This is a genomic window from Perspicuibacillus lycopersici, from assembly GCF_025660475.1.
Taxonomy (GTDB): domain Bacteria; phylum Bacillota; class Bacilli; order Bacillales; family Caldibacillaceae; genus Perspicuibacillus; species Perspicuibacillus lycopersici.
Genome location: NZ_JAOUSF010000002.1, coordinates 754,503 through 779,054, shown reverse-complemented (window position 1 = coordinate 779,054; position 24,552 = coordinate 754,503). Strand labels below are relative to the sequence as shown.

The 24,552-nt window shown below is 36.2% G+C and carries 21 protein-coding genes; 16 read left to right on the top strand and 5 right to left on the bottom strand.

Translation table 11 applies throughout. From position 1 onward, the window contains the following. Positions 1-8 precede the first annotated feature (8 nt). From OEV98_RS07795 to OEV98_RS07785, 3 genes are all read left to right on the top strand, one after another. A complete protein-coding gene (locus OEV98_RS07795) occupies positions 9-803 on the top strand; it encodes an MBL fold metallo-hydrolase (protein WP_263072663.1) in 795 nt (264 codons plus the stop codon). Positions 804-1,005: 202 nt separating this feature from the next. Next, complete coding sequence (locus OEV98_RS07790; RefSeq protein WP_263072662.1) at positions 1,006-2,238, top strand: S1C family serine protease; 1,233 nt, start codon at positions 1,006-1,008, stop codon at positions 2,236-2,238. 114 nt (positions 2,239-2,352) lie between these two features. Further along, positions 2,353-2,520, top strand: coding sequence for a CxxH/CxxC protein (locus OEV98_RS07785; RefSeq protein ID WP_317633794.1), 168 nt, complete (start codon positions 2,353-2,355; stop codon positions 2,518-2,520). A 233-nt stretch (positions 2,521-2,753) separates the two neighbouring features. Here OEV98_RS07785 and rlmD read toward each other — a convergent pair whose 3' ends face one another. Beyond that, positions 2,754-4,169: a 23S rRNA (uracil(1939)-C(5))-methyltransferase RlmD gene (rlmD, locus tag OEV98_RS07780; RefSeq protein WP_263072660.1), complete on the bottom strand. Its 1,416-nt coding sequence runs from the start codon at positions 4,167-4,169 to the stop codon at positions 2,754-2,756. Between the two features lie 269 nt (positions 4,170-4,438). Here rlmD and rlmH point away from each other — a divergent pair, with 269 nt between their 5' ends. The 5 genes from rlmH (at position 4,439) to OEV98_RS07755 (ending at position 11,659) form a co-directional block, all read left to right on the top strand. Next, positions 4,439-4,918: a 23S rRNA (pseudouridine(1915)-N(3))-methyltransferase RlmH gene (gene rlmH / locus OEV98_RS07775; RefSeq protein ID WP_263072659.1), complete on the top strand. Its 480-nt coding sequence runs from the start codon at positions 4,439-4,441 to the stop codon at positions 4,916-4,918. 211 nt (positions 4,919-5,129) lie between these two features. Next, positions 5,130-5,996: an AraC family transcriptional regulator gene (locus OEV98_RS07770; protein ID WP_263072658.1), complete on the top strand. Its 867-nt coding sequence runs from the start codon at positions 5,130-5,132 to the stop codon at positions 5,994-5,996. A gap of 160 nt (positions 5,997-6,156) precedes the next feature. Then, positions 6,157-7,158, top strand: a complete 1,002-nt coding sequence (locus OEV98_RS07765) for an asparaginase (protein ID WP_263072657.1) — start codon at positions 6,157-6,159, stop codon at positions 7,156-7,158. 980 nt (positions 7,159-8,138) lie between these two features. Next, positions 8,139-10,706 (top strand): lipocalin-like domain-containing protein, encoded by a 2,568-nt coding sequence (locus tag OEV98_RS07760; protein ID WP_263072656.1) that lies wholly within the window; start codon positions 8,139-8,141, stop codon positions 10,704-10,706. A 320-nt stretch (positions 10,707-11,026) separates the two neighbouring features. Further along, entirely contained in the window at positions 11,027-11,659 is a 633-nt protein-coding gene (locus tag OEV98_RS07755; RefSeq protein ID WP_263072655.1) for a copper homeostasis protein CutC, read from the top strand. 139 nt (positions 11,660-11,798) lie between these two features. On the opposite strand, the gene OEV98_RS07750 is transcribed toward OEV98_RS07755, so the two are convergent. The 3 genes from OEV98_RS07750 to nagA all read right to left on the bottom strand — a co-directional run bounded on the left by OEV98_RS07750 (position 11,799) and on the right by nagA (position 14,566). Then, complete coding sequence (locus tag OEV98_RS07750; RefSeq protein ID WP_263072654.1) at positions 11,799-12,521, bottom strand: GntR family transcriptional regulator; 723 nt, start codon at positions 12,519-12,521, stop codon at positions 11,799-11,801. A 111-nt stretch (positions 12,522-12,632) separates the two neighbouring features. Next, positions 12,633-13,370: a glucosamine-6-phosphate deaminase gene (nagB, locus tag OEV98_RS07745; protein WP_263072653.1), complete on the bottom strand. Its 738-nt coding sequence runs from the start codon at positions 13,368-13,370 to the stop codon at positions 12,633-12,635. Further along, positions 13,367-14,566 (bottom strand): N-acetylglucosamine-6-phosphate deacetylase, encoded by a 1,200-nt coding sequence (nagA, locus tag OEV98_RS07740; RefSeq protein WP_263072652.1) that lies wholly within the window; start codon positions 14,564-14,566, stop codon positions 13,367-13,369. The genes nagB and nagA overlap by 4 nt, the downstream gene beginning before the upstream one ends. 315 nt (positions 14,567-14,881) lie before the next feature. On the opposite strand from nagA, the gene OEV98_RS07735 reads away from it, so the two are divergent. The 8 genes from OEV98_RS07735 (at position 14,882) to OEV98_RS07700 (ending at position 23,047) form a co-directional block, all read left to right on the top strand. Continuing rightward, complete coding sequence (locus tag OEV98_RS07735) at positions 14,882-15,259, top strand: DUF956 family protein (RefSeq protein WP_263072651.1); 378 nt, start codon at positions 14,882-14,884, stop codon at positions 15,257-15,259. Between the two features lie 448 nt (positions 15,260-15,707). Further along, complete coding sequence (locus OEV98_RS07730) at positions 15,708-16,682, top strand: mannose/fructose/sorbose PTS transporter subunit IIA (protein WP_263072650.1); 975 nt, start codon at positions 15,708-15,710, stop codon at positions 16,680-16,682. A gap of 33 nt (positions 16,683-16,715) precedes the next feature. Continuing rightward, complete coding sequence (locus OEV98_RS07725; RefSeq protein WP_263072731.1) at positions 16,716-17,519, top strand: PTS mannose/fructose/sorbose transporter subunit IIC; 804 nt, start codon at positions 16,716-16,718, stop codon at positions 17,517-17,519. 18 nt (positions 17,520-17,537) lie between these two features. Continuing rightward, positions 17,538-18,449 carry a PTS system mannose/fructose/sorbose family transporter subunit IID gene (locus OEV98_RS07720; protein ID WP_263072649.1) on the top strand — a complete coding sequence of 304 codons (912 nt, stop codon included), beginning with the start codon at positions 17,538-17,540 and terminating at the stop codon, positions 18,447-18,449. Between the two features lie 163 nt (positions 18,450-18,612). Then, positions 18,613-19,629, top strand: coding sequence for an oxidoreductase (locus OEV98_RS07715; RefSeq protein ID WP_263072648.1), 1,017 nt, complete (start codon positions 18,613-18,615; stop codon positions 19,627-19,629). Positions 19,630-19,863: 234 nt separating this feature from the next. Continuing rightward, positions 19,864-21,630: a sensor histidine kinase gene (locus tag OEV98_RS07710; protein ID WP_263072647.1), complete on the top strand. Its 1,767-nt coding sequence runs from the start codon at positions 19,864-19,866 to the stop codon at positions 21,628-21,630. Between the two features lie 29 nt (positions 21,631-21,659). Further along, positions 21,660-22,799, top strand: coding sequence for a response regulator (locus OEV98_RS07705; protein ID WP_263072646.1), 1,140 nt, complete (start codon positions 21,660-21,662; stop codon positions 22,797-22,799). A 122-nt stretch (positions 22,800-22,921) separates the two neighbouring features. Beyond that, a complete protein-coding gene (locus OEV98_RS07700; RefSeq protein WP_263072645.1) occupies positions 22,922-23,047 on the top strand; it encodes a hypothetical protein in 126 nt (41 codons plus the stop codon). 288 nt (positions 23,048-23,335) lie between these two features. Here OEV98_RS07700 and OEV98_RS07695 read toward each other — a convergent pair whose 3' ends face one another. Continuing rightward, a complete protein-coding gene (locus OEV98_RS07695; protein WP_263072644.1) occupies positions 23,336-24,508 on the bottom strand; it encodes an MFS transporter in 1,173 nt (390 codons plus the stop codon). Between the last annotated feature and the right edge of the window lie 44 nt (positions 24,509-24,552).

Here is a 24,552-nt window from a genome sequence, read left to right as displayed (position 1 = left end):
TGAACGTAATGACTTTACAGTTTAGTGTTTTAGCCAGTGGGAGCACGGGAAATGCCATTTATGTTGAAACAGAGGACCATGCCTTTTTAGTAGATGCTGGATTAAGTGGGAAGCAAATGGAGGGCTTATTTCAACAAATTAATCGTCATCCAAAAAATCTTGATGGAATTTTAGTGACCCATGAGCATTCCGATCATATAAAAGGTGTAGGTATATTAGCGCGAAAATATAAACTACCGATTTATGCAAATACCAAGACGTGGCAGGCAATGTCCTCCTTAATTGGGGAAATCCCGACTGATTTAAAATTTACATTTGATATGGAAACCGTAAAAACATTTGGTGGACTTGATATTGAATCATTTGGTGTTTCACATGATGCAGCAGAGCCGATGTTTTATGCTTTTCATCATGGTAATAAAAAATTCGTTGTTATAACTGATACTGGATATGTTAGTAATCGGATGGTAGGTACCATTAAGAATGCTGATTACTTTGTATTTGAAAGTAACCACGATGTGGAAATGCTGCGAATGGGAAATTACCCATGGAATATTAAGCGAAGAATATTAAGTGATATCGGTCATGTCTCGAATGAAGATGCAGCACTTGCGATGAGTGAATGCATTGGGGATCAAACAAAAGGAATATATTTGGCACATTTAAGTAAAGACAATAATATGAAAGAATTAGCGAGAATGTCTGTCTCTCAAGTACTTGAAGGAAAAGGCTTTGCCATTGGGGATCAATTTTCCATCTATGATACCGATCCAAAAATACCGACTCCCCTTAAAGCAGTGTAACAGCAAATATAAAGAATCACAGCTCCCTCTTCACGGAAAGGGAGTTTTTTATTTAGGATGGAACAAGGAACATAAGCTGCAACTATTGTAAAAATTAATGATTAAAAATGTATTATTAGAAAATAATTGATGAAGAATGATAATATGAATATTAAGCAACAATAACTCTTAGCAAAACACACAAAGGAAAGGAATGGTGTGGGTGGGTTATTACGATCAAGATCCATATACAGAATATCAAAATCGAAATCAGCGGAAGAACAAAAAAGGAGGGTATTTTCTCTCGAGTCTTATTGGAGCAGTAATAGGTGCAATCGTCATTTTATTAGCCATTCCGTCACTAGCTCGAATGGGTGTCCTACCTTATGGACAAAATGATGGAAATACTACAGTGGAGCGTAAAACAAATACTGGGAGCACAAACTCGGATACAATTACACAAAATGTATCCTATGAGGTAGATACAGACATAACAAAAGCAGTTAATAAGGCATTGGATACAGTTGTCGGAATCACAAATTATCAAGGTGGAAACATTTGGACACAGGCAAGTGAAGCTGGAACCGGCTCTGGTGTCGTTTATAAAAAGGAAGGGAATACTGCCTATGTAGTAACTAACCACCACGTTATTGAAAATGCCGATCAGTTAGAAGTAGTACTAAGTGATGGAAAAAAAGTGGAGGCAACATTAGTTGGTAGTGATGTTTGGACTGATCTAGCAGTTGTAAAAATTAGTGGTGAAGATATTAACAAAGTAGCAGAATTTGGTGATTCGGATGCGCTGAAATTAGGAGAGCCAGTACTTGCGATAGGTAACCCATTAGGATTGGATTTTGCCGGTTCAATTACTCAAGGGATTGTCTCTGGGCTAGAGCGAACGGTACCGATTGATTTAGATGGCAATGGCTATGCAGATTGGAATTCTGAAGTATTGCAAACAGATGCAGCGATTAACCCTGGTAATAGTGGGGGTGCATTAGTTAATATTGCTGGCCAAGTGGTGGGGATTAATTCAATGAAAATTGCCCAAGAGGAAATTGAGGGAATCGGTTTCTCCATACCAATTAATATTGCAATTCCAATTATAGAGGATATTGAGGCATATGGTGAAGTAAGGCGACCTTATATGGGAGTACAGTTGCAAAATATTAGTGATCTTCCATCCTATCATCATGATGAAACACTGCATTTACCAGATGATGTTACTGCTGGTCTCCTTGTGGCAGAAGTAGTTCCGGGAAGCCCTGCTGCAAAGGCTGGTCTGCAACAAATGGATGTTATTGTGAAATTAGATGAAGAAGAAGTTGGCGGAATTGTTGATTTGCGGAAATATTTATATCAAAGTAAAAATATTGGAGATAATTTAAATATCGGATTTTATCGTGATGGAAAATATCAAGAAACGACGATGTTGTTGGCACAAGAGCAACAATAAAATTTAGGGCAGAAGGAGAAATCTTTCTGCTCTTTTGACGTTTATTTATAGAAATTGGTTTGATAATATACATATGGGAATAAAAAAGTTATTCAATAGATACGAATATTAGAGGTGAAAAAATTGATATATTGTTGCAAGGAACATGTAGAATATGCATTAGAAGAAATCGTCAATGAGAGTGAAATGGCACCAATATTAAAACAAGTGGAAGCGGATAAATTGTCAACAGCTATCTGTGAATACTGTGGACAAGTAGCAGAATATGTAGTGGCGAACTAATATTCTCATACAAAATATAGACAACACCTGTGAATATGTGGATAAAACTTGTGGATAAGATGTCAGTATCTTGTTTATACTTCGTGGATAACTATTTTTATAGAAATGGAATACGATAATATGAAAAGCTAAAAATTTTATCCACAAGTGAATATACTAACGGTAAAAGTAAAAGATCAAAACTTGCACCAATAAAAAAATCCCTTAGCTTTAGCAAAGGGATTTTTTCTTATTTATTGTTCGACATTTTTATTTAACGTTAATAATGCAACACATTCCACATGGACAGTATGAGGGAATAGGTCTACAGGTTGAACAGTTTCGAGAGTATAACCAAATGGTTCTAGCTCCGCAATATCGGTTGCAAATGTATCTGGATTACAGGAAACATACACAATTCGTTCAGGCTTTGCTCTTCCAATTCTCCGCATCACCTTACCACCTGCACCAGAGCGAGGGGGATCAAGCATTAATAATTCTGGGTTACCAAAGCTCTCTAATACTTGGTCAATCCCACGTCTTGCATCCGCTGCTAAAAAGTACGTATTATCAAGACCGTTATCCAGTGCATTTCGCTTCGCAGATTCAATCGATGTTTCCACGATTTCAATTCCTGCTAATTTGCCAACACGATCAGCAAATGGGAGGGAGAAGGTACCGACACCACAAAATAGATCAATCATTTTTTCTGACTTTTTTGGTTGTCCCATTTCTAGTGCTAGTTCAATTAATTTTGCAGCTTGGTTTGGATTCGTTTGGAAAAACGTATCAAACCAAAGACGGTAGCGATAGCCGAAAAGCTCATCATAAATAAAATCTCGACCAGCTAAAACATATGATTCCTCTGCTTGTGTCCGGTCTGCCCAAAGGGTATTTTCTAACCACATAAAGCTTGTCACCTGTGGGAAATTAGTAGTAATCCGTTCCACTAGGCTTTGAACTGCTTCTGCCAATTTTCCAGTAGGTGCTTCTGTTGCGAAAAGGGCGAGCATCATTTCACCGGTAGCAAAGGATTGGCGAACCATTAAATGACGAAGCAAGCCTTCATGGGCATCCTTGTTATAGCCAGTAAGCTGGAATTCCTTCGCCCATTGGGCAATCGTTAATGCTGCTTCCACCATTTCCTTTCCTGCAATTAAGCATGTTTCCAGTGAAATAATCTTCCGGAAATTGCCTTGCTCATGAAGACCAAGCGAGCCATCTTGTGCAAAAGTAAATTCCATTTTATTACGGTATCTCCAAGGCTCATCCATTCCAATCGTATCTTTCACAAGCGAAGCATCAAATCCTTGAGATGCAATCGCTTCTCTAACATGCTCTGTTTTTTGATTCAATTGACCAGCATATTGCCAATGCTGCCAAACACAGCCACCACAAAGTTCAAAATGTGGGCAAGGGGAAACCGTTCGCTGTGGATGGGCAACAACGATTTCCTCTGCAATGGCTTTCCGTCTTCTCCGCTCTGGCTTATCAACGGTTACTCGCACCGTTTCACCAGGCAATGTTTGAGGAATTGTAAGTTTAATTTTTCTTTGATTTCCTAGTTCATTCTCACGCCATACAACCGCCTGTCCAGATCCTTTCGCATCGAGACGATGAACCTCGGTAACAAAAACTTCATCAAATACTTCATCTTTTGTTATAGTCAATCAAAGTCCTCCTTTCCATATTTTGCTTCCTATAGGAAATCCTTACTTTTACGTAAGAAATGCATTTTTTTAAAATAATAATCCTATTTTTTATACATACTTTCCTATTATAACGGATGCGAAACGGATTGGCTAATGTTCATACATAGCAGATATTGACAATTTTCAAATGACAAACTCATGTGATCAATCTGCAACTTGATTAGCATTTTGGATAAGTGACGACATTTGCTAAAATAAACATAACCAAAGTTGGAAAGGGTAAAAAAATGAGAATATCAATTGTATCAGTAGGAAAATTAAAGGAGAAATATTTGAAACAAGGAATTGACGAATATTTGAAGCGGATGTCTGCCTACGCAAAAGTAGAAATAATAGAGGTTCCAGACGAAAAGGCACCAGAAAATATGAGTGAAGCGGAAATGCAGGAAGTAAAACGGAAAGAAGGCGAACGAATACTATCCCATATTAGCCAGGACAGCTATGTCATTACCCTTGAAATTGGCGGAAAGCTACTGAGCTCTGAACAGCTAGCAGAAAAAATAGACGAGCTAGCAACGTACGGTAAAAGTAAAATCGCTTTTATCATCGGAGGATCACTCGGAATTAGTAACGAAGTCCAAAAACGTAGCGATTTCGCACTATCATTTTCTAAAATGACATTCCCTCATCAACTAATGCGCCTTATTTTACTTGAACAGGTGTATCGAAGTTTTCGGATTAATCGGGGGGAACCGTATCATAAATAAATGAGTTTTTTCTTATTTAAATATAACCACACTGAGAAGTTAAATGCTATGTGTAATACAAGTAAATTTTAAAAAAAAGAAATGACCACGAAACCAGCTTAGAGTTTATTTCTAAGCTGTTTTTTCATCAATTTGATACTATCCGTATGAAGAATATCGAGTGAAGGATCACTGATAATAATATGATGTAACTGTAAAGGAGGGGAATGACATGCTACAAGAGTTTAATCAATTAATGGATTACATTGAAAAGAATCTTACAGAAGAAATCTCTGGAAAAGAAATAGCAAATATTGTTGGGTTATCTGACTATCATTTTAAAAGAATGTTTTCATATATGGCTGGAATGTCATTGAATGAGTATATCAAAAATAGGAGATTATCGGTCGCAAATGTTGAATTGATAAACGGTGCAAAGGTGACAGATGTTGCCTATAAATATGGCTATCAATCAATTGAAGGATTTTCAAGAGCCTTTCGTGAATGGTGTGGCTTTTTACCTTCAGAAGTTACGAAAAATAAAATTCAAAAATCATTTCCCAAATTTACGTTCTTTATAGACATAAAGGGAGGAATTTCTATGGAATTCAAAATTGAAAAGAAAGAAAAATTTAATATAGTTGGAGTATCGAAAAGAGTCCCAATTCAATTTGAAGGTGTCAATCATGCAATTTTAGAACTAGCCCAGTCCATTACCGAACAACAAAGAAATGAGATGCATCAATTAGCTGATTTATATCCTCATCAAGTCTTGAATGTATCTTATGATTTTGATGATGGTTATTTAGAAGAAAAAGGTTACTTAACGCATATGATTGGTTTTGCAACAACAAAAGAAAATCCATTTGCTGATTTAGAACAACTTTCTATTGAAGAAAGTTTATGGGCAATTTTCCCTAACCAAGGACCATTCCCGGCTACCCTTCAAGAAACGACCGCGAAAATTTATTCGGAATGGTTACCAACTTCAGGTTATGAAATAGCCGATTTACCTGGCATCTCTTTTACAAAGCATAATGGTACTTATGAAAATCTATACAGCGAAATTTGGACACCAATAAAGGAAAAAAGTAAGTGATAGAATAAGCCATAAGCGAAAAGCTTGAATCTTTCGGGTGATGGATTCAAGCTTTTTTCGTGGTTTTATCCTTTTTTTTGGAAGGAAATACTAGCAGACTACTTAACTTTTAGCTTATAGTTAGAATAAATAGAGATTTCCATTATAAGGAGCTGAAAACATGAAGTCGGTAACTTTAGTTGAAGAAACACGAGCGGGTTTAGTAGAGAACGTCCATACTGGCATGATTACGGGTGTAAATGAACAATTGGAGACGGTTTATCATGCGGGTGATATGGCACATTATACCTATTATCGTTCTGCGTCAAAACCAATTCAAGCATTACCGGTGTTTTTAACGGATATCATTGCGAAATATGGATTGACGAATGAAGAAGCGGCATTATTTACAGCATCCCACCGAGGAGAGTCGTATCATATCGCTGTGCTGGAATCAATGTTAGCGAAATTACCGGTTAGGGAACATGAATTATATTGTCCAGCATCTTATCCGTTAAATAACGAGCCAAAAGAAGAAATGCTTCGGGAAAACAAAGAAAAGAGAAGACTGTATCATAATTGTGCTGGAAAACATATCGGATTCATTACAGTTTGCCGTGAAATGGGATTCCCAGTTGAAGGCTATTGGGAGGTAGATCACCCACTCCAGCAGCAAATCCTAAACATTCTTTCTGAGCTTTCAGAGGTACCGAAAGCCGACATACATATTGGCATGGACGGTTGTGGTGTCCCTGTTTTTGCTATTCCGTTAAAAAACATGGCACTAACCTATTTGAAATTAGCATGTCCTGATGTCATTAAGGACGCCGACTTGCGTAAAGCTGTAACCCAAATGACGAGTATAATGAACGAGCATCCGCGCATCATTGCTTCGGAGAACTTCATTTGTACCACATTGCTCGAGGATCCAAATATTGTAGCAAAAGGTGGCGCACAAGGAGTCTATTGCTTCGGGTTGAAAAAGGAACGAATTGGCTTTGCATTAAAAGTATTAACTGGTTCAGAGGATGTTTGGCCAGTAGTTGTAGCAAGTATTCTGGAGCAAATTAACTATGAAAATAATGAAACGATTGCAAGACTCCGGGCATTAAAACCGTCAATCGTGAAGAATGATGCTGGAATTATGGTTGGAGAAATAAAAGAGAAATTTATGTTAATTTGAAATAAAATAGCTAGCCCAATAAAGATACATATAAAACAAAAATTCCTTCAATCGTATCAAACCGATACGAATCCATGCATAGATAAAATCGATAAAAGTGCCATCGTCATCCACCTTAGCTTAAATCCACCTGCTAAGCTGAGAGACAAGGTTATTGAATCAGTTACAGATAACTGTCAAAGGTAATTGGTAGCAGCAAGATGTTGCCCCATACTTATCTAAACAATAAGTTGTATGAATCTAAGAATAATGTGTTAGTCTGCACATGAAACTGGTTTAATAGAATGGAAGAAATAGGCAAAGGATATAACTTCATTGCCTATTTTTTTTGCCTCTAAAAACTATGGAAAATCATACCACAAGTAAGTAAATAGTTATTATTTATCAGAAAAATAGGGTTAATTGATGAAGTAGAAAGATTAAGAATCATAAACTAGATATTCCTCGAAAATATTTTTAAATAGGGAGAACTAATTAAGTACTATCATTCCTTGCCATTAATTTCTACAACTAGAAAAAAGAAACACAAGTTAATTAAATAGACAACAATTAGTACGTAACACTCTAATAAATAGGTTTTTAATTTGTACGGTTATCTATAGATTTTCCTTTTTACTTATTTAAAATTTCTGATAAATATGTTGAGATTTTTATATATTTATAGTATTGTTTAATTGTATTTTGTAAGCGTTTTCCCAAGCGCGTGAATAACTTGTCAAGATTGGAGGGTGTAAAAGGGATAAACTTCTCGGATAATTACTTATACGTATAATTTATTTTTGTTTATCATCACTTTTGTATGGTTAAATGTACTTTTTTGATACGAACATATGTAAGAAAAGGAAATATTTTTATATTTGGAAATTGGTTAAGATTAAGTCTTCAAATCATACAAGGTAAGATAAAGTGTTGTCATGTTTGCTGGAAGGGAAACGATGGGTACACATTGTAAAGTTAAATTAAGGAGGAGAAAGGACAAAATGAAGGGTAATTTTAAAAGATTCATATCGGTTTTCTTAATATTGTTGTTGTTAATACCAGGTAGCGCACTAGGTAAAAAGCAAAGTAATAATTTTAAACCAATTGAGTTTAGAAATGTTTCCGTTCATGATCCCTCAATTATTAAAGATCCTAAAACTGGGAGTTACTATGTGTTCGGTTCACACATAGAAGCAGCTAAATCAACAGACTTAATCAATTGGGATAGATTTACAAATGGGTACACAACCCCAAATAATAAAATATATGGAGATTTGTCAGCCAACCTGGCAGAGTCATTTAAATGGGCTGGAGAAAATGATGCAGATAGCAGAGGTGGCTATGCGGTATGGGCCCCTGACGTATTTTGGAATAAGCACTATGTAAATGAAGATGGTACAAAAGGTGCCTACATGATTTATTATAGTGTGTCTTCCACTTATATTCGATCTGCGATAGGTATTGCGGTATCGAAAAACGTTGAAGGACCGTATCAATATGTAGATACTATTATGTATTCAGGATTTACTAAAGATAATGCATTTGATCAAAACAGTAATGTAAATAAACATTGGGAAAATACAAATATCGCAGATCTTGTTAATGATGGTGTGATGGAAGTAAATCCTGAATGGTTTACGGAAAATGGGGCATATAATAATAAGCTCTATCCTAATGCTATCGATGCTAATATTCTTCAAGGGAAAAATAATAAATTATATATGACTTATGGCTCCTGGTCAGGTGGAACCTATATTTTAGAATTAGATAAGAAAACTGGTCTACCGAAATATCCGGGTAAAGATGGAAAGACAGAAGATGGAAGAATGATCGACAGATATTTTGGTACAAAAATTGCTTCTGGCTATGGGAGGTCAGCTGAAGGATCTTATGCAATATATGACAAGGAAACAGGCTATTACTATCTTTACATCACATACGGTGGTTTAGCTTCTGATGGTGGCTATCAAATCAGACAGTTTAGATCCAAGAACCCTGATGGCCCATATGTTGATACACAAGGAAATCCTGCTGTTTTCCCAGAATCATTCGATAAGGGAGTTGGAAACTTCCCAGGGAATGATGATCATAAAGAAATCGGAAATAAAATGATTGGAAACTTTTTATTTAAAAGAGACCTAGGTGAAGCGGGAACTGGAATCGGTACAGGCTACCTTTCTCCCGGCCATAACTCATATTTAATTGATGAAGAATTAGGTAAGGAATTTATCGTTACACATACACGTTTCCCGCAACAAGGGGAAATGCACGAAGTCCGCGTACATCAAACATTTAAGAATAGTGATCAATGGCCGGTGCCAACTCCATATCGCTATGCAGGAGAAACCATCGAAAAGGTTTCAGAGGCGGATGTAATAGGGGATTATAAATATATTAACCATGGCAAAGAAATTACAGGTGAGTTAACGGAGTCAACTTGGGTGAAATTGAACGAAGATCACACTATTTCTGGAGCAGTAACTGGTGTATGGAAACTTTATGATAATTACAGGGCAGAATTAACGATTGAAAATGAAGGGAAGTATGATGGTGTATTTATCCGTCAATATGACCCATCCTCTCAAAAGTGGGTTATGACTTTTAGTGCAATGTCAGATGAGGGAGTGGTAATTTGGGGAAGTCATGCGGAGGCGTCTTCCGATGAGGAGTTAGTACAGGCAATCAAACAAGAGTTAATTGCCAGTTTCCCCGAAACGGTGATTAGTAATTTAACACTACCAACAGTAGCGACAAGAGGAGCCCAAATTATGTGGGAATCTTCTAATCCAGATGTAGTATCTAATAATGGACTAGTTACACGACCAAGCCCTGGCTCTGAAAATGCGGAGGTTAACTTAACAGGGAGGATTACATTAGGGGATGTGATGGAAACATTAACAGTAACCATAACCGTGAAGGCGAAGGAAGAAGGTGGCTTATCCGCTTTCTATGATTTTAGTGAAGGGTTAAAAGATCACTCTGGCAAACAAGCAGATGCAACTGTGACGGGAAATCGACTTAATAATACAGGTGGAAATATTACGTTTACTGAAGGTATTACGGGGCAAGCGGCTAAATTCGATGGAAATTCAGGGTTACGTTTAGCTAATGGATTAATTACGGGTGATACTTATTCTGTCTCATTGTGGGTAAAGCCTGAAGAACTTACTGAATTCACAACCACTTTCTTTGGGGCTGAAACATCGAATAACTGGATCAGTATCGTACCGAGTACTGGATGGGGGAATACAATGGTTTGGTCACACAATGGGGACCAATGGTATGATGCTATAACGGACACAACCATACCTCTAGATGAGTGGTCACACCTTACATTAACCGCCAAAGAAGGCCATGTAGTATTTTATATCAATGGAGTGACCAAATATATAGGAGAAAACTTTCCAACTGTATTTACCTCCATTGATGCTGCATTTGGTTTAGGTGTAAACTACTGGGATCCTCCTTTCAAAGGTTTAATTGATGAAGTGCGTGTATATGATGGGGTAGCCATTCCAGCAACAGAGGTACAATCGCTTTACCAGAATCCAAGTGGATTAACAGAATAAATATTGAAAAATCTGAAAATAAATAACAAGTAATGATAAAATCCGAACAGGTTCAAACTCTAATGGAAGAATTTTGAGTCATTGTTCGGATTTTTATTTAGGATATTAATTTGATTTTATACTCTTGGTACATGTAGAAATAATATACCCAAGGCTAATGTTCGTTGACTACTAAGAATTTGCTAAAAATATAAGTTTGGTAGAGATACAAAAAAGGTAGCATTAATTGAAATAAAAATCCGACTACGTTACAGTTACAAAAGAAGAGCTAGTTTGTAAATGTTTGATTCCTCAATGAACTCCAAAAGGTAGGTATAAATATGCTTAGAGAAGTCTGTGTAGAGAATTTTACGAATGTCCCTGAATTAATAGCTAAAGGGGCTAGTAGGATTGAACTTTGTGACAATCTTTCAGTAGGAGGTACGTCGGTAAGTCATGGTGTAGCAGAAGTTACCATTAACTACTGCCACAGTAAAAATATTAAAGTAATGGCCATGATAAGGCCAAGAGGCGGTAACTTTATTTATAGGAAAGAAGAAGTGGAAATAATGAAGCGGGATCTTGTCCATTTGAAACAATTGGGAACAGATGGTGTAGTGCTTGGTTGTTTAAATGATAATGGTTGGATTGATGAAGAGGCTATGAAGACCTTATTACATTTAGCAGAAGGACTAGAAGTAACCTTCCATATGGCATTTGATCATATTCGCCCTGAAAATCAGTTTAAAGCGATTGATTGGTTGGTAAAGCACGGGGTAAATCGAATTTTAACACATGGTGGTCCACTGCATACGAAAATCGAAGCTAATCTAGTTAGACTAAAAGAATATATAAACTATGCCAATGGCAGAATTAAGATTCTCCCTGGTGGTGGAATTACAAATAAAAATCTTTCGCTAATCACATCGGAATTACAAATTGATGAGGTTCATGGAACAAAAATAGTAGAGTGAAAGGTATAGCTGCAACTAAATGTAACCTTATTCGAATAATTAGGGAAACAGATAAACAAACTATTTTATTAGAAATAGTGAAAGAAAAGGGGCTAATGGAATTCTCCATCCCCCCTTAAAAAATACTTATAGCGGTAATTTACCGTTTCATTTTAATCATAAATTTATACCGATCCGCTCGATAAGAGGATTTCACATATTCGATCGGTGTACCGTCTTTTAAAAAAGTTTGCTGTTGAACGAGCATGATAGGGGAACCTTTTTTTATTTTTAAAAATTTGGCTTCCACTTGATTGGCAATCGATGCTTCAATGACCTGTGAAGCATGGTCAATTTCCAAGTTCATTTCATTTTCTATATAGGAATAAACCGATTCTTTCACAATTTGTTCTGTTAAGCCTTTGACAAGATTTGTGGAAATATAATTTGCCTCTAAAGCCATTGGAACATCATCTGCTAAACGAATCCGTTTAATTTCATAAACAGGCTCAAACTCCAGTATGTTAAGCTGGGATGCAACTTGGCTAGTGGCAGGGATTATTTCATAAGAAATTAATTGACTGCCTGGTGTCATTCCTCTTGCTTCCATATCTTCTGTAAAGCTTCGCAGCCGGTAAAGGGGTTGTTCAATTTTCCGCTCTGAAACAAACGTTCCTTTTCCTTGAATTCGGTGTAAATATCCTTCATTTACAAGCTGTGTTAAAGCTTGTCTTACGGTCATCCGACTGATTTGAAATTTTTCAGCATACTCTCTTTCAGTAGGAATTACATCTCCTGGCTTTAATTCACCTTTGTCAATTAAAGCTTTTAAAAGCTCTTGAAGTTGATAATAAATCGGAATGGGGGAATCCTTTTTAATCATTCTCCTCTCAACGGCATCCTTTCTATAATAAAGTAAAAGACCATATCCAACATGGGAAATCCTTCATAAAATAATATCTCGCTTATTAAAAAGACACAGTGAGGAGATACCTCAACTGTGAATTTTTAAACCAGCAATGGCGGCCTTGTCTGCAATTATTGTAACATATGGATGGTTTTTAAGTGCTGATGCAGGGAAACTTTCATCGACAGTTCCGGTTAAAAGTCTATTTAGTGCTTCTTTTTTTTGTTCACCGGATATGAGTAATATAATTTCCTTGCTCTTCATAATCGTGCCAATCCCCATTGTAATCGCCCTTGTGGGAACTTCCTCCAAGCTGTTGAAATATCTTGCATTTGCCATTCGAGTGGATGCTGTTAAATTAACTACATGTGTTTCCGATTTAAAAGATGTCCCTGGCTCGTTAAATCCAATATGTCCGTTCGTACCAATTCCGAGAATTTGTAAATCAATTCCTTTATGTTTTTGAATCAAATCCTCATATGCACTACATTCACTTTGAATATTATCGACATCCCCACGTGGAATAAATGTATTCTTTTTTTGAATATCAATATGATCGAATAAGTGATGGTTCATGTAATAACGGTAGCTATTTTGATTATGTCCTGCGAGACCGACATATTCATCGAGATTAAAAGTAGTAATTTCTCGATAGGAGGTTCCATTTTTTTGATGGTCGGCTATTAAATTTTTATAAATCCCAATAGGGGTTCCGCCTGTTGCTAGTCCAAGTTTTAATTTTGGAAAGGAATTTACCTTGTTTATAATGTAATCAGCAGCAATTTTACTTAAATCTTGGTAATCTTTTGCTTCAATAATTTTCATTTTACGTTTTCCTCCTTTAAAAAGGCCACTTTCCCACGACATAATGTCATGTAAACATCTAAGTTTTCATCTAAAATGACAATATCAGCGTCTTTTCCTTCTGAAAGGCTTCCTTTTCGATTAAATACATTAAGTTGTTTTGCCGGATTTACTGCTGCCATTTCCACAGCATCTTCAAGACCGCAGCCTGTAAAAGCAATGATATTTTTAACTCCTTTACCTAATTTCAAAATACTACCGGCAAGGGTTCCGTCGCTAAGGACTGCTTTTCCATTTTCAACCGTTACATCTTGACCACCTAAATCATAATGTCCGTTCTTTAAGCATTTTGCTCGCATAGAATCGGTAATTAAAATAATGCCCTTTTTCCCTTTTTGCTTGTAGGCAAGTTTCACCATTTCCGGATGAACATGAATGCCGTCCACAATTAGTTCTGCTTTTAACTCGTCTTTTAAAAGAGCAGCTCCAGCAACACCTGGTTCCCGTTGATGCAGGCCGCGCATTTGGTTAAATAAATGGGTAATGTGGTTTGCACCCGCATCTATAGCGTTTAATACTTCTTCATAAGTTGCATCAGTATGGCCGATAGAAGCAATGATTCCCTTTTCTTTTAAATATCGAATCATTTCAAGACCACCAGATTGTTCTGGGGCTAGTGTGACTAGCTTAATGGTATGATTTGAAATTTGTTCCCATTTTTTAAATAGCTCAAGATTAGGTTCAATAATATATGGAAGCGGTTGAGCACCAGCCTTGATGGGATTTACAAACGGTCCTTCAAGATGGACTCCAAGAATTTCTGATTTTCCAGGTTCTTGTGGATCCTTCATATATTTACCGGCATTTACTAATGCTTTTTCAATTGCCTTTTCTTCCTGTGTAATAGTTGTTGCTAAAAAGCTTGTCGTACCTTCAGCAGGAAGTGCATGTGCCATAATAGTTAAAGCTTCCGCTGTTGCATCCATTGTATCTGCCCCGTTCGCACCATGAATATGGACGTCAATAAATCCAGGAACAGCTTTATACTGTGGGGGAACGTCGATAACCTCAAATTTCTCCTGTTCGGAAAGAGTTTCTACTCGTCCGAGTTCCACAATTTTTTGATCTTTTATTTTTATATAGCCATTTTCAATCCATTTACCTTCTGAATACACTTGTATTCCCTTGAGTAAAATACCTTTAAAAGTTGCATTCATATCATTACTTCCTTTCTTAACTCCATAAATAGTAACATTACCTTTGTATAGTTGTCTATACCAATTTTTACGTAACAGTAAAGGATTATATTGCCTAATTTGTAAAATAATGGTCATTTCCTAATAAAAAATTTTAAACTCTATAAATTATCATGGCTGACTCCTGTATCAAAATATGATCGGACTAATGGAATTTCCATAACTTTCTATTCCTCTAGGACGACTAACAAAATTTGTGGCATGAACTATTTTTTGCTAAAAGGGTTAATACGTGTATAATAATTTTTAGTAAAAGATGAAATGGAGTAGATCAAAATGGTCCAATCAATCAATACAAAAGTTGATTTAGTTATTGATGCAGCTGCACATCTAGGACTTACAGAGTATGGAAAGATTATGATCGGTGATAAAGGGTTTGAATTCTTCAATAATCGTGATGTCCGTAAGTTTATTCAAATTCCTTGGGAGGAAGTTGATTACGTTGTAGCTTCCATCATGTTCAAAGGGAAATGGATTCCACGTTATTCAATCCAAACGAAGCGAAATGGGACGTATTCCTTTTCTTCTAAAGATCCGAAAAAAGTTTTACGAGCGATTCGTGTTTATGTTGATCCAAAGCAAATGGTCCAATCATTAAGTTTCTTTGATGTCGTCAAACGTAGTTTGAAGCGTACATTTAAAAAAAGTAATTGATTTATAGATAAGACAGGTTGGTACTTGTCTTTTTTATTAATATACAAAGCTTCATAGGAATTTTTTTAATGGAAATGATAGCGGAAACAAAAATAAAATTTTCCTCTTGAAAGGGTTTTTTTAGTGTGCTATACTACTTATGGAAGCTCATTAAAGTGAAACATAAATTATTATTAAACACTTCAATTGCAGCTCATTTACAGCGTTTTCAACATACATTTAAATAGCCATCATTATTATTTTACGTGTTACTGATCCGATCAGGCATGAGTGAAAAGTATTGATTAAAACGAGGATTAAGGGTCACACTATACCCAAACCTTCATTTAATCGACTTTTTCCTCATGCCTTTTTATATTTTGTTGGACCTGTAACCGCTTTAGATGAGCTAAAAGGACTTTAGGAGTTTACCATGTAAGCTGTAACTATAAAAATAGGAGGGAAAAAGATGGTAGGAATTATCATTGCTAGTCACGGAGAATTTGCCAACGGTATCTTGCAATCTGGTGCGATGATCTTTGGAGAACAAGAGAATGTAAAAGCTGTTACATTGATGCCAAGCGAAGGACCTGATGATGTAAAAGCAAAAATGAAAGAAGCAATCGCCTCTTTTGACAACCAAGATGAAGTATTATTCTTAGTCGATCTTTGGGGTGGAACACCTTTCAACCAAGCAAACAGCTTGATGGAAGATCACAAAGACAAATGGGCAATCGTTAGTGGTATGAACTTACCAATGTTAATTGAGGCATATGCATCACGTTTCTCAATGAACACAGCGCACGAAATTGCTGCACACATTCTTGGTACTGCTAAAGAAGGGGTTAAAGTTAAACCTGAAGAATTAGAACCAGAAGTTGCTGCACCTGCTACACCTGCTGCTGGTCCATCGAATGCTGGCGCACCAGGTAAATTTGAATATGTTTTAGCACGTATCGATTCTCGTCTGCTGCATGGACAAGTAGCAACTGCTTGGACAAGAACGACACAGCCTACACGTATTATCGTTGTATCTGACACAGTAGCTAAAGATGAACTTCGTAAGAAATTGATTCAACAAGCTGCGCCTCCAGGTGTAAAGGCACACGTTGTTCCTGTTAAGAAAATGATTGAACTTGCGAAGGATGATCAGCACTTCGGCGGTCAACGTGCATTACTTCTTTTTGAAAATCCACAGGATGCGCTTCGTGCAGTTGAGGGTGGAGTTCCGTTAGATACAATTAACGTTGGATCAATGGCACACTCCCCAGGTAAAGTTCAACCGAATAAAGTTTTGGCGTTTAGCCAAGACGATATCGATACTTTCAAAAAGTTGAAAAATGCTGGTTTGAAATTCGATGTGCGTAAAGTTCCTAATGATTCAAAAGGTGATATGGACGAAATTCTTAAAAAAGCTCAAGAAGAGCTAAATAAACAAAAGTAATCCAGAAGAAAAGGGAGGATTAATACTATGGATTTGACTATTATTCAAATAATATTAGTCGTTATCGTAGCATTTTTAGCTGGTGTAGAAGGGATCTTAGATGAATTCCACTTCCACCAACCAATTATTGCTTGTACGTTAATCGGCTTAGTTACAGGAAACCTAGTACCATGTTTAATTTTAGGCGGTACATTACAAATGATCGCATTAGGTTGGGCGAACATTGGAGCTGCCGTTGCACCGGATGCTGCGTTAGCATCAGTTGCATCTGCCATTATTTTAGTTTTGAGTGGACAAGGTCAAGAAGGTGTATCATCTGCAATCGCAATTGCTGTTCCACTTGCAGTAGCAGGATTACTTTTAACAATCCTTGTTCGTACAATCGCAACAGCACTTGTACATTTTATGGATGCCGCGGCTAAAGAAGGAAATGTTAGAAAAGTTGAATTTTGGCACATCATAGCGATTTGCTTGCAAGGGTTACGTATTGCAATCCCAGCTGCATTAATTATCGCTGTTGGTGCAGGTCCAGTTAGAAGCTTACTTGAAGCTATGCCTGGTTGGTTGACAGACGGTTTAGCAATTGGTGGGGGAATGGTAGTAGCTGTTGGTTATGCAATGGTTATTAACATGATGGCTACAAAAGAAGTATGGCCATTCTTCGCAATTGGTTTCGTATTAGCAACTGTTTCACAAATTACACTTATCGGTTTAGGTGCCATCGGTGTGGCTCTTGCACTTATCTATTTAGCGCTTTCTAAACAAGGCGGTTCAGGAAATGGCGGAAACGGTGGTAATACCGGAGATCCACTAGGCGCCATTATTGATAATTATTAAGAAGGAGGGGACATAAAAATGGAACAAGAATTAAGATTATCTAGAAAAGATCGTATTTCTGTTTGGTGGCGTTCAACTTTCATTCAAGGTTCTTGGAACTATGAACGTATGCAAAACGGTGGTTGGGCATATGCAATGATTCCTGCCATCAAAAAATTATATAAATCAAAAGAAGATCGTGCTGCTGCACTAAAACGTCATTTAGAGTTCTTTAATACTCATCCATATGTAGCTTCACCAATTATTGGTGTAACTTTAGCACTTGAAGAAGAACGGGCAAACGGTGCGCCGGTTGACGACGTAGCCATTCAAGGGGTTAAAGTTGGTATGATGGGACCATTAGCAGGGATCGGGGATCCAGTTTTCTGGTTCACAGTTAAACCAATCCTTGGTGCGTTAGCTGCTTCTCTTGCAATGACTGGTAACATACTTGGACCAATTCTTTACTTCGTTTTATGGAACCTCATTCGTATGGGATTCACTTGGTATACACAAGAATTTGGTTACAAAGCTGGTTCGAAAATTACAGACGACTTATCTGGCGGATTACTTCAAGATATTACAAAAGGTGCTTCCATCTTGGGGATGTTCATCCTTGGTGCATTAGTTAACCGTTGGGTATCGGTAAGTTTCACGCCTACAGTATCAAAGGTTGAGCTTGACGAAGGAGCTTACATTGATTGGGATAAATTACCTGCGGGTGCAGAAGGAATTAAGTCTGCCTTAGAACAACAAGCTGGTGGCCTATCATTGAGTAACTTCAAAGTAACTACTTTACAAGATAACTTAGATAGCTTAATCCCTGGTTTAGCTGGTCTATTATTAACAATTCTTTGCATGTGGTTACTGAAGAAAAAAGTTTCTCCAATCGTTATGATTCTTGGGTTGTTTGTAGTGGGTATCGTATTCCACTTAATCCATTTAATGTAAAAAGAATGCATACCAAGGTTTTTAAAAGACCAATGGTAAACACGATATAAATAAAGCAGCACCTCCTGGTATAATTATAAAGGAGGTGCTTTTCAATTTCTAAACGAATACGTCGGGGAAAAGTAAAGCAGAAATATACCAAATTATATTATAGGGGGCAACTATGCTTACGATCGGATATATCGGAAATGGGAAAAGTACAAATAGATATCATTTACCGTTTGTACTACAAAGAGAGAACATAAAGGTAAAAACAATTTATCAAAGAAATCCGCAGCGTGAAAGCTGGGAGCGGATTGCAGGAGTCCAATATACTTCTGATTTAGATGAACTACTAAACGACAAGGAAATTCAACTTATTGTCATATGCACAAGACATGATAGTCATTATGAATACTCAAAATTAGTACTAGAGCATAATAAACACTGTTTAGTCGAAAAGCCATTTATGGAAACCTCCGATCAGGCAAGAGAAATATTTGCCATCGCGAAAGAGAAAGGATTAGTTGTTCAGACGTATCAAAATAGACGTTTTGATAGCGATTTTTTAACGGTTCAAAAGGTTATTGAAGAAGGGAAAATCGGAGACTTGTTGGAGGTGGAAATGCATTATGATTATTACCGCCCTGAAGTACCAGAGTCTGCGCATTCCTTTGATCCAGCAGCATCATTTTTATATGGACATGGCTGTCATACGCTCGATCAGGTGATTAGCTATTTTGGCAAGCCAGATCATATCCATTATGATGTAAGACAACTATTAGGCGAAGGTAGAATGAATGACTATTTTGATTTAGACCTATACTATGGAACGTTAAAGGTTTCTGTGAAATCTAGCTATTTTCGACTGAAAGAAAGACCAAGCTTTGTTGTTCATGGCAAAAAGGGATGCTTTATTAAAGAAACAAAAGATCGTCAGGAAGAACATTTAAAGTTATTTTATATGCCGGATAATAAAGATTTTGGTATAGATACAATAAAACATTATGGTGTACTGACCTATATTGATGAAGAAGGTACCATTCACGAAGAAAAAGTGAAATCAGTTGATGGTGATTATGGAAGAGTATATGATGATTTATATGAAGCAATCATCAATGGTAAAGAAAAAACGATTACAGATGAACAAACACTATTACAAATGGAAATTTTAGAAACCGGAATTAAAAACTTAAAGTAGAAACCAAAAGAAAAAATTGTAATAGGCTCTAGCAAATATTCTCGCTAGAGCCTATTGTTCGTTAATATCGGCTGTTTTCTTATAAAATGAAAGAGAGAAAATTGTATTACGTGATTTATAAATACAACGTATTCCTATATTTATGCTACTATATAAATATTAACATTACGTCAATAACTACAATATGAAGGACGAAGAAGCAAGGTGTAATGGATATAATATAGGAGAATTCAGATGAACATCAGTACATTTTTTGTCATGATATTATTTATTGCCACAGGTCTAATGTTGTTTATTGCATATCTTTCCTTTAGGAAACGGCATCTCGCCATTGCGAAATACACTTCATTTGTTATGCTCGCTTCTTCTTTTTATTCATTTGGTTATGCGTTTGAATTATTATCAACAGATTTACATAGTGTAAAATTTTGGCTAAAAGTGGAATATATAGGATCACCATTTATTTCTACATTTTGGCTAATTTTTATTTTGCATTTTACAGGGTACCAGCATTTATTAAAAAAATGGGTAATAGCTCTCTTATTTGTTATTCCCACACTTACCCTCATTTTTCATTATACGAATGATTGGCATCATTTCTATTACCGCAATCTACAGTTAGCAGACAATCCACTCCAACTATCAAAGACGATGCTAGAAAAAGGTCCTTGGTATTGGATTCAAGTTATTTATAATCATCTACTAGGAGCATCAGGGGTAGTTTTCTTTGCAAGGATGTATGTGAAAGCAAAACCAATTGTTAAAAAGCAAATTATTATGATGATGCTTGGTACACTTTCGCCTTGGTTTGCCAATTTCATCTATCTTTTTTTAGGAGATAATTGGAAAATAGATTTGACTCCAATAGGATTTACGTTAACAGGAATTTTTTTGGTATGGGCTATTTATCGGTTTAATCTCAACCGATTAGTACCGGTAGCAATCCAAACAGTATTTGAAACGATGCAGGATGGGGTATTGATTCTTGATTACGAGGACAATGTAACGAGTATGAACCGTGCTGCTAAACATATTTTTGACCAATTACTTCCCGCAACAAATCATAATGATTCCATCTACCACATTTTATCCAATTATCCAGATGTGTTGTTAAAACTTCATAGTCCAATTAGCCGGATATCGTTAAAGAAAGGGCAAGAAAATCGATACTATGATATGAAGGTATCCCCTATTTACGAAAAAGAGTCAATAGAACTGGGGAAATTGATAACTATTAATGATGTGACACAAGTGACGCTATACCAAGAGGAGCTTCTAACGAATGCAAATCAACTTGCTGAACTAGGAGAATTTAAGGACAATCTATTTACAGTAATTGCCCATGATATTCGTGATCCATTGGCTATTTTAATTAATTTACTGGATTTGTTAGAAGAAGAACTGCAAAACTATGATATAGAGGAAGTAACGGCCTTTCATGAAATGAATTGGCGATTAAGAAATACGTATAAGCTTGTCGAGCAGCTTCTCGACTGGTATCGAAGTCAGCAAGGAAAATTGATTTTTCGCCCGGTTGTTTGGAATTTATCCTCCGTTATCAATCAAACAATAGAATCCATTAAAATAAAAAGTAAACAAAAAAATATTCACATTCGATCAAGTGTCGCTGAAAACGTTCAAGTTTATGCAGATATAGAAATGGTGAAGTTAATTATCCGAACATTGCTTTCCAATGCTATTAAATTTTCAGAAATAAATGGAGAAATAGAATTAGGAGCGGTTATTGAGGGGAGTCAAGTTAAGGTTTTTGTAAAGGACTTTGGGGTAGGGGTCGATCGAGAAATTGCGAAAACCTTGTTTCGGAAAGTGCAGCAAATGTCCATAACTGGAACGGAAGGAGAGGAAGGAACCGGTTTAGGTCTCTATTTAGCCGGAAAGTTTGTTGAAATGAATGGCGGAACAATCTGGTTTGAAAGTAATATCGGGGAGGGAAGTACATTTTTCTTCAGTCTTCCTTCCTCAAAGGATGTGGGAAATTAAAAGCAAAGGGGAAAGGACTCGATCCAAATATGAAGGTTATCATTATTGATGATGAAAAAGCGATGCATCTCATTATGAGAAAAATGTTAAGGAAAATACCTGATCTAGAAATAGTTGGTATGTTCCACGAAACAGCTAGTGCTTTTTCGTATTTAGTAAAAAATGCAGTAGATTTAGCGTTTATTGATATTTCAATGCCAAAGGAAAGTGGATTACAATTTGCTAGAAGAATTGCAGAAATGAATTATAATTTACCGATTATTTTTGTTACCTCCCATAAGGATTATGCATTAGATGCATTCGATGTTTATGCATTAGACTATATAGTGAAGCCTGTTAGTTTAGAAAGACTTGAAAAAGCAATCAAACGTGCACGAGCTATTCATCATTATAATTATACAGAAAATAAAGCAAAAATAAGGGGAAAGCTATTTATTGATTTCTTCGGTGGATTAGAGGTTTACTCTACTGTAGGACCTGTTAAGTGGATGTCGAGAAAAAGTGAAGAGGTTTTTGCCTATTTGGTGATGTGTCGTGGGCGAATGGTTTCAAGAGAGCGAATTATTGAAAATATTTTCCCAGAGATGGCAAAAAAAAATGCAGAGACCTACTTAAATACGGTCATTTATCAGATTAGAAAATCATTAATTCCCCACGGATTAAAAGCAATCATTCATTCCAACAAGGATCACTATAGTGTCTCTTTAGATGAAGCAACTATTGATTTTTTAAATTTTGAAGAGAAATTGGCAAGCCTTGATGAAAAAAGCCCGGACTATATAGAAAATGCTTTAAAGGTAGAGGAAATCTATCGAGGACCTTTATTTGGAGAGCGTGCGTTTCTATGGTCGTTAAGTGATTTAGAGAGATTTAATAGAATGTATAGTACATTTGTGAAAAAGGTAACGGCAGTGTTATTAACAAATAAAGAATATGCTACGGCAATACTGCTTCTGAAAAAATTATGGAGTTATAATGAATTAGATGATGAGGTAGTAAAATTACTTCTAAGCTCGTATGCAGCACAAATGGATATGGATGCTTATGTAACATTGTATGAACAGTATACGAAAACCTTGAAGGAAGAATTAGGCGTAAAACCTTCCAAAGAGTTTGCCAATTATTATTTGGAGCAATTAAATGAATTAAACCGAAAGCGGAGTAATTGATTAAAATTATTAGACACCTACTTGGGTTAATCCAGTAGGTGTTTATTATTTTCATTATTCTTTCATTTACCAAATTTATAATGGAAGTAATTGTAGATAGTATTTTGAAGGGGGATAAACACATGCCACTTATTCATGTAAAAAGAATTTGGACGCCACTCTCTTTAGTCGGCATTAGTTTATTAAAGGATAATGATGGCCATTATTATATGAAATGGAGAGGTGGGAAACTGAAGAAAATAGGTTAATTATCTCGGTCATTTCAATAACATCTGATATTAATGGATTACTTCAATTATTTCGTTACTATTTTTTAGTACATAAGAGAAAATATATTTGAACAAACAAATAACAAAACTAGATAGGGTATCACCTGTCTAGTTTTTTAATTAGGATCGATCGTTTTCGTAATTTTGTTTCGTAAAATGACTTGTAAATAGCTCGCAGACTGAGTACGCTCCGCGCATCCATTCGGACGAGCGAGGGGAGTGTGTTCAGTCTGCGTAGCAGTTAATTTACTATTTCTTATCTTATAACTATATAGAAACCAAAATATCCTTTCTTAGTTCCATTTTTCGATAGACAAGTGCGATTAACATTGCTGGTATAGTACAAACGATCATTCCGATAAAGGCATATCTTGGTTCCATATCATACAAATAGCCCCCGAAAATCGTAAAGACTGCAGTACTCCAGCTAAGTGCAAGTGCTGAATACATCCCTTGTGCTTTTGGAATTTGTGCGTTCGGGATGTTGTTAATTAAGTATTTCATGAATGCATAATGTCCCATCGCAAAGGAGAATGCATGTAATGTTTGTGCAAAACAGAAAACGATGACGTTTGGAAAAGTAAATACTAGTATCCAACGCACGGTAGAACCGAGGGCTGAAAGTATTAATAGAGAGCCTACGGAAAATTTTTGAAAGCTTTTATCTGCAATCGAGAAGAAAATAATTTCCGCAAACACGGCAATGTTTATAATAAGACCAATTAAATAGATTGGTGCATGGATATCCTGAAGAAAGATATATCCATAGTTGTAATAAGTAGCATGTGCTCCTTGTAATAAAATAACAATAGTGAGCACTAGACTAAAATGCTTGATATGGAGTAATTGTAGTAAGCCACCTTTTTCTGTTTTGTTTACTTGTGGATTTTTCGCTAAAATAGCAGGTGCCTGCATAAAACCAAGACAAACAAATGCGAGTATAGCTAGTAGAAGTGCCCAATAAATTACTTCATCGCCAAACATTCCAGTAAAAATAGTCAGTACCATACCAACAGTAACGAACCCGATTGATCCCCATTGCCGACTTCTTCCATAATGTTTTATTTGATTACTTTGTACAAGAACACTTGCAGCACTATCTAATGCAGGCATTAGTGTTGGATAAAACAGATGGATAAAAATTGTAACAACTAGTAAGCTTGCAAAGGAGTTTGCGGGAATATAACAGAGAATAGAAATGAGTGTACCGATTCCAGCAATATTTAATATAGTTTTACTGCTAAATCGCTGGGATAAATATGGGAAAGCGAATAAAGTAGAAATACCTCTAGCAAGTAAACCTAAACTCATAATCATACTAGCTTCTGTTACTGAAATTCCTTTTGTATAAATCATCCAGCCTGACCAATAGGGGAGAAAAATACCCCATGTAAGAAAAAAGCTAAAAAACTGTGTACTCATCCAACGTTGTGTTTTCATAGTATCCTCCTTATTGATTGCATGATATCATGGAAATAAAAATT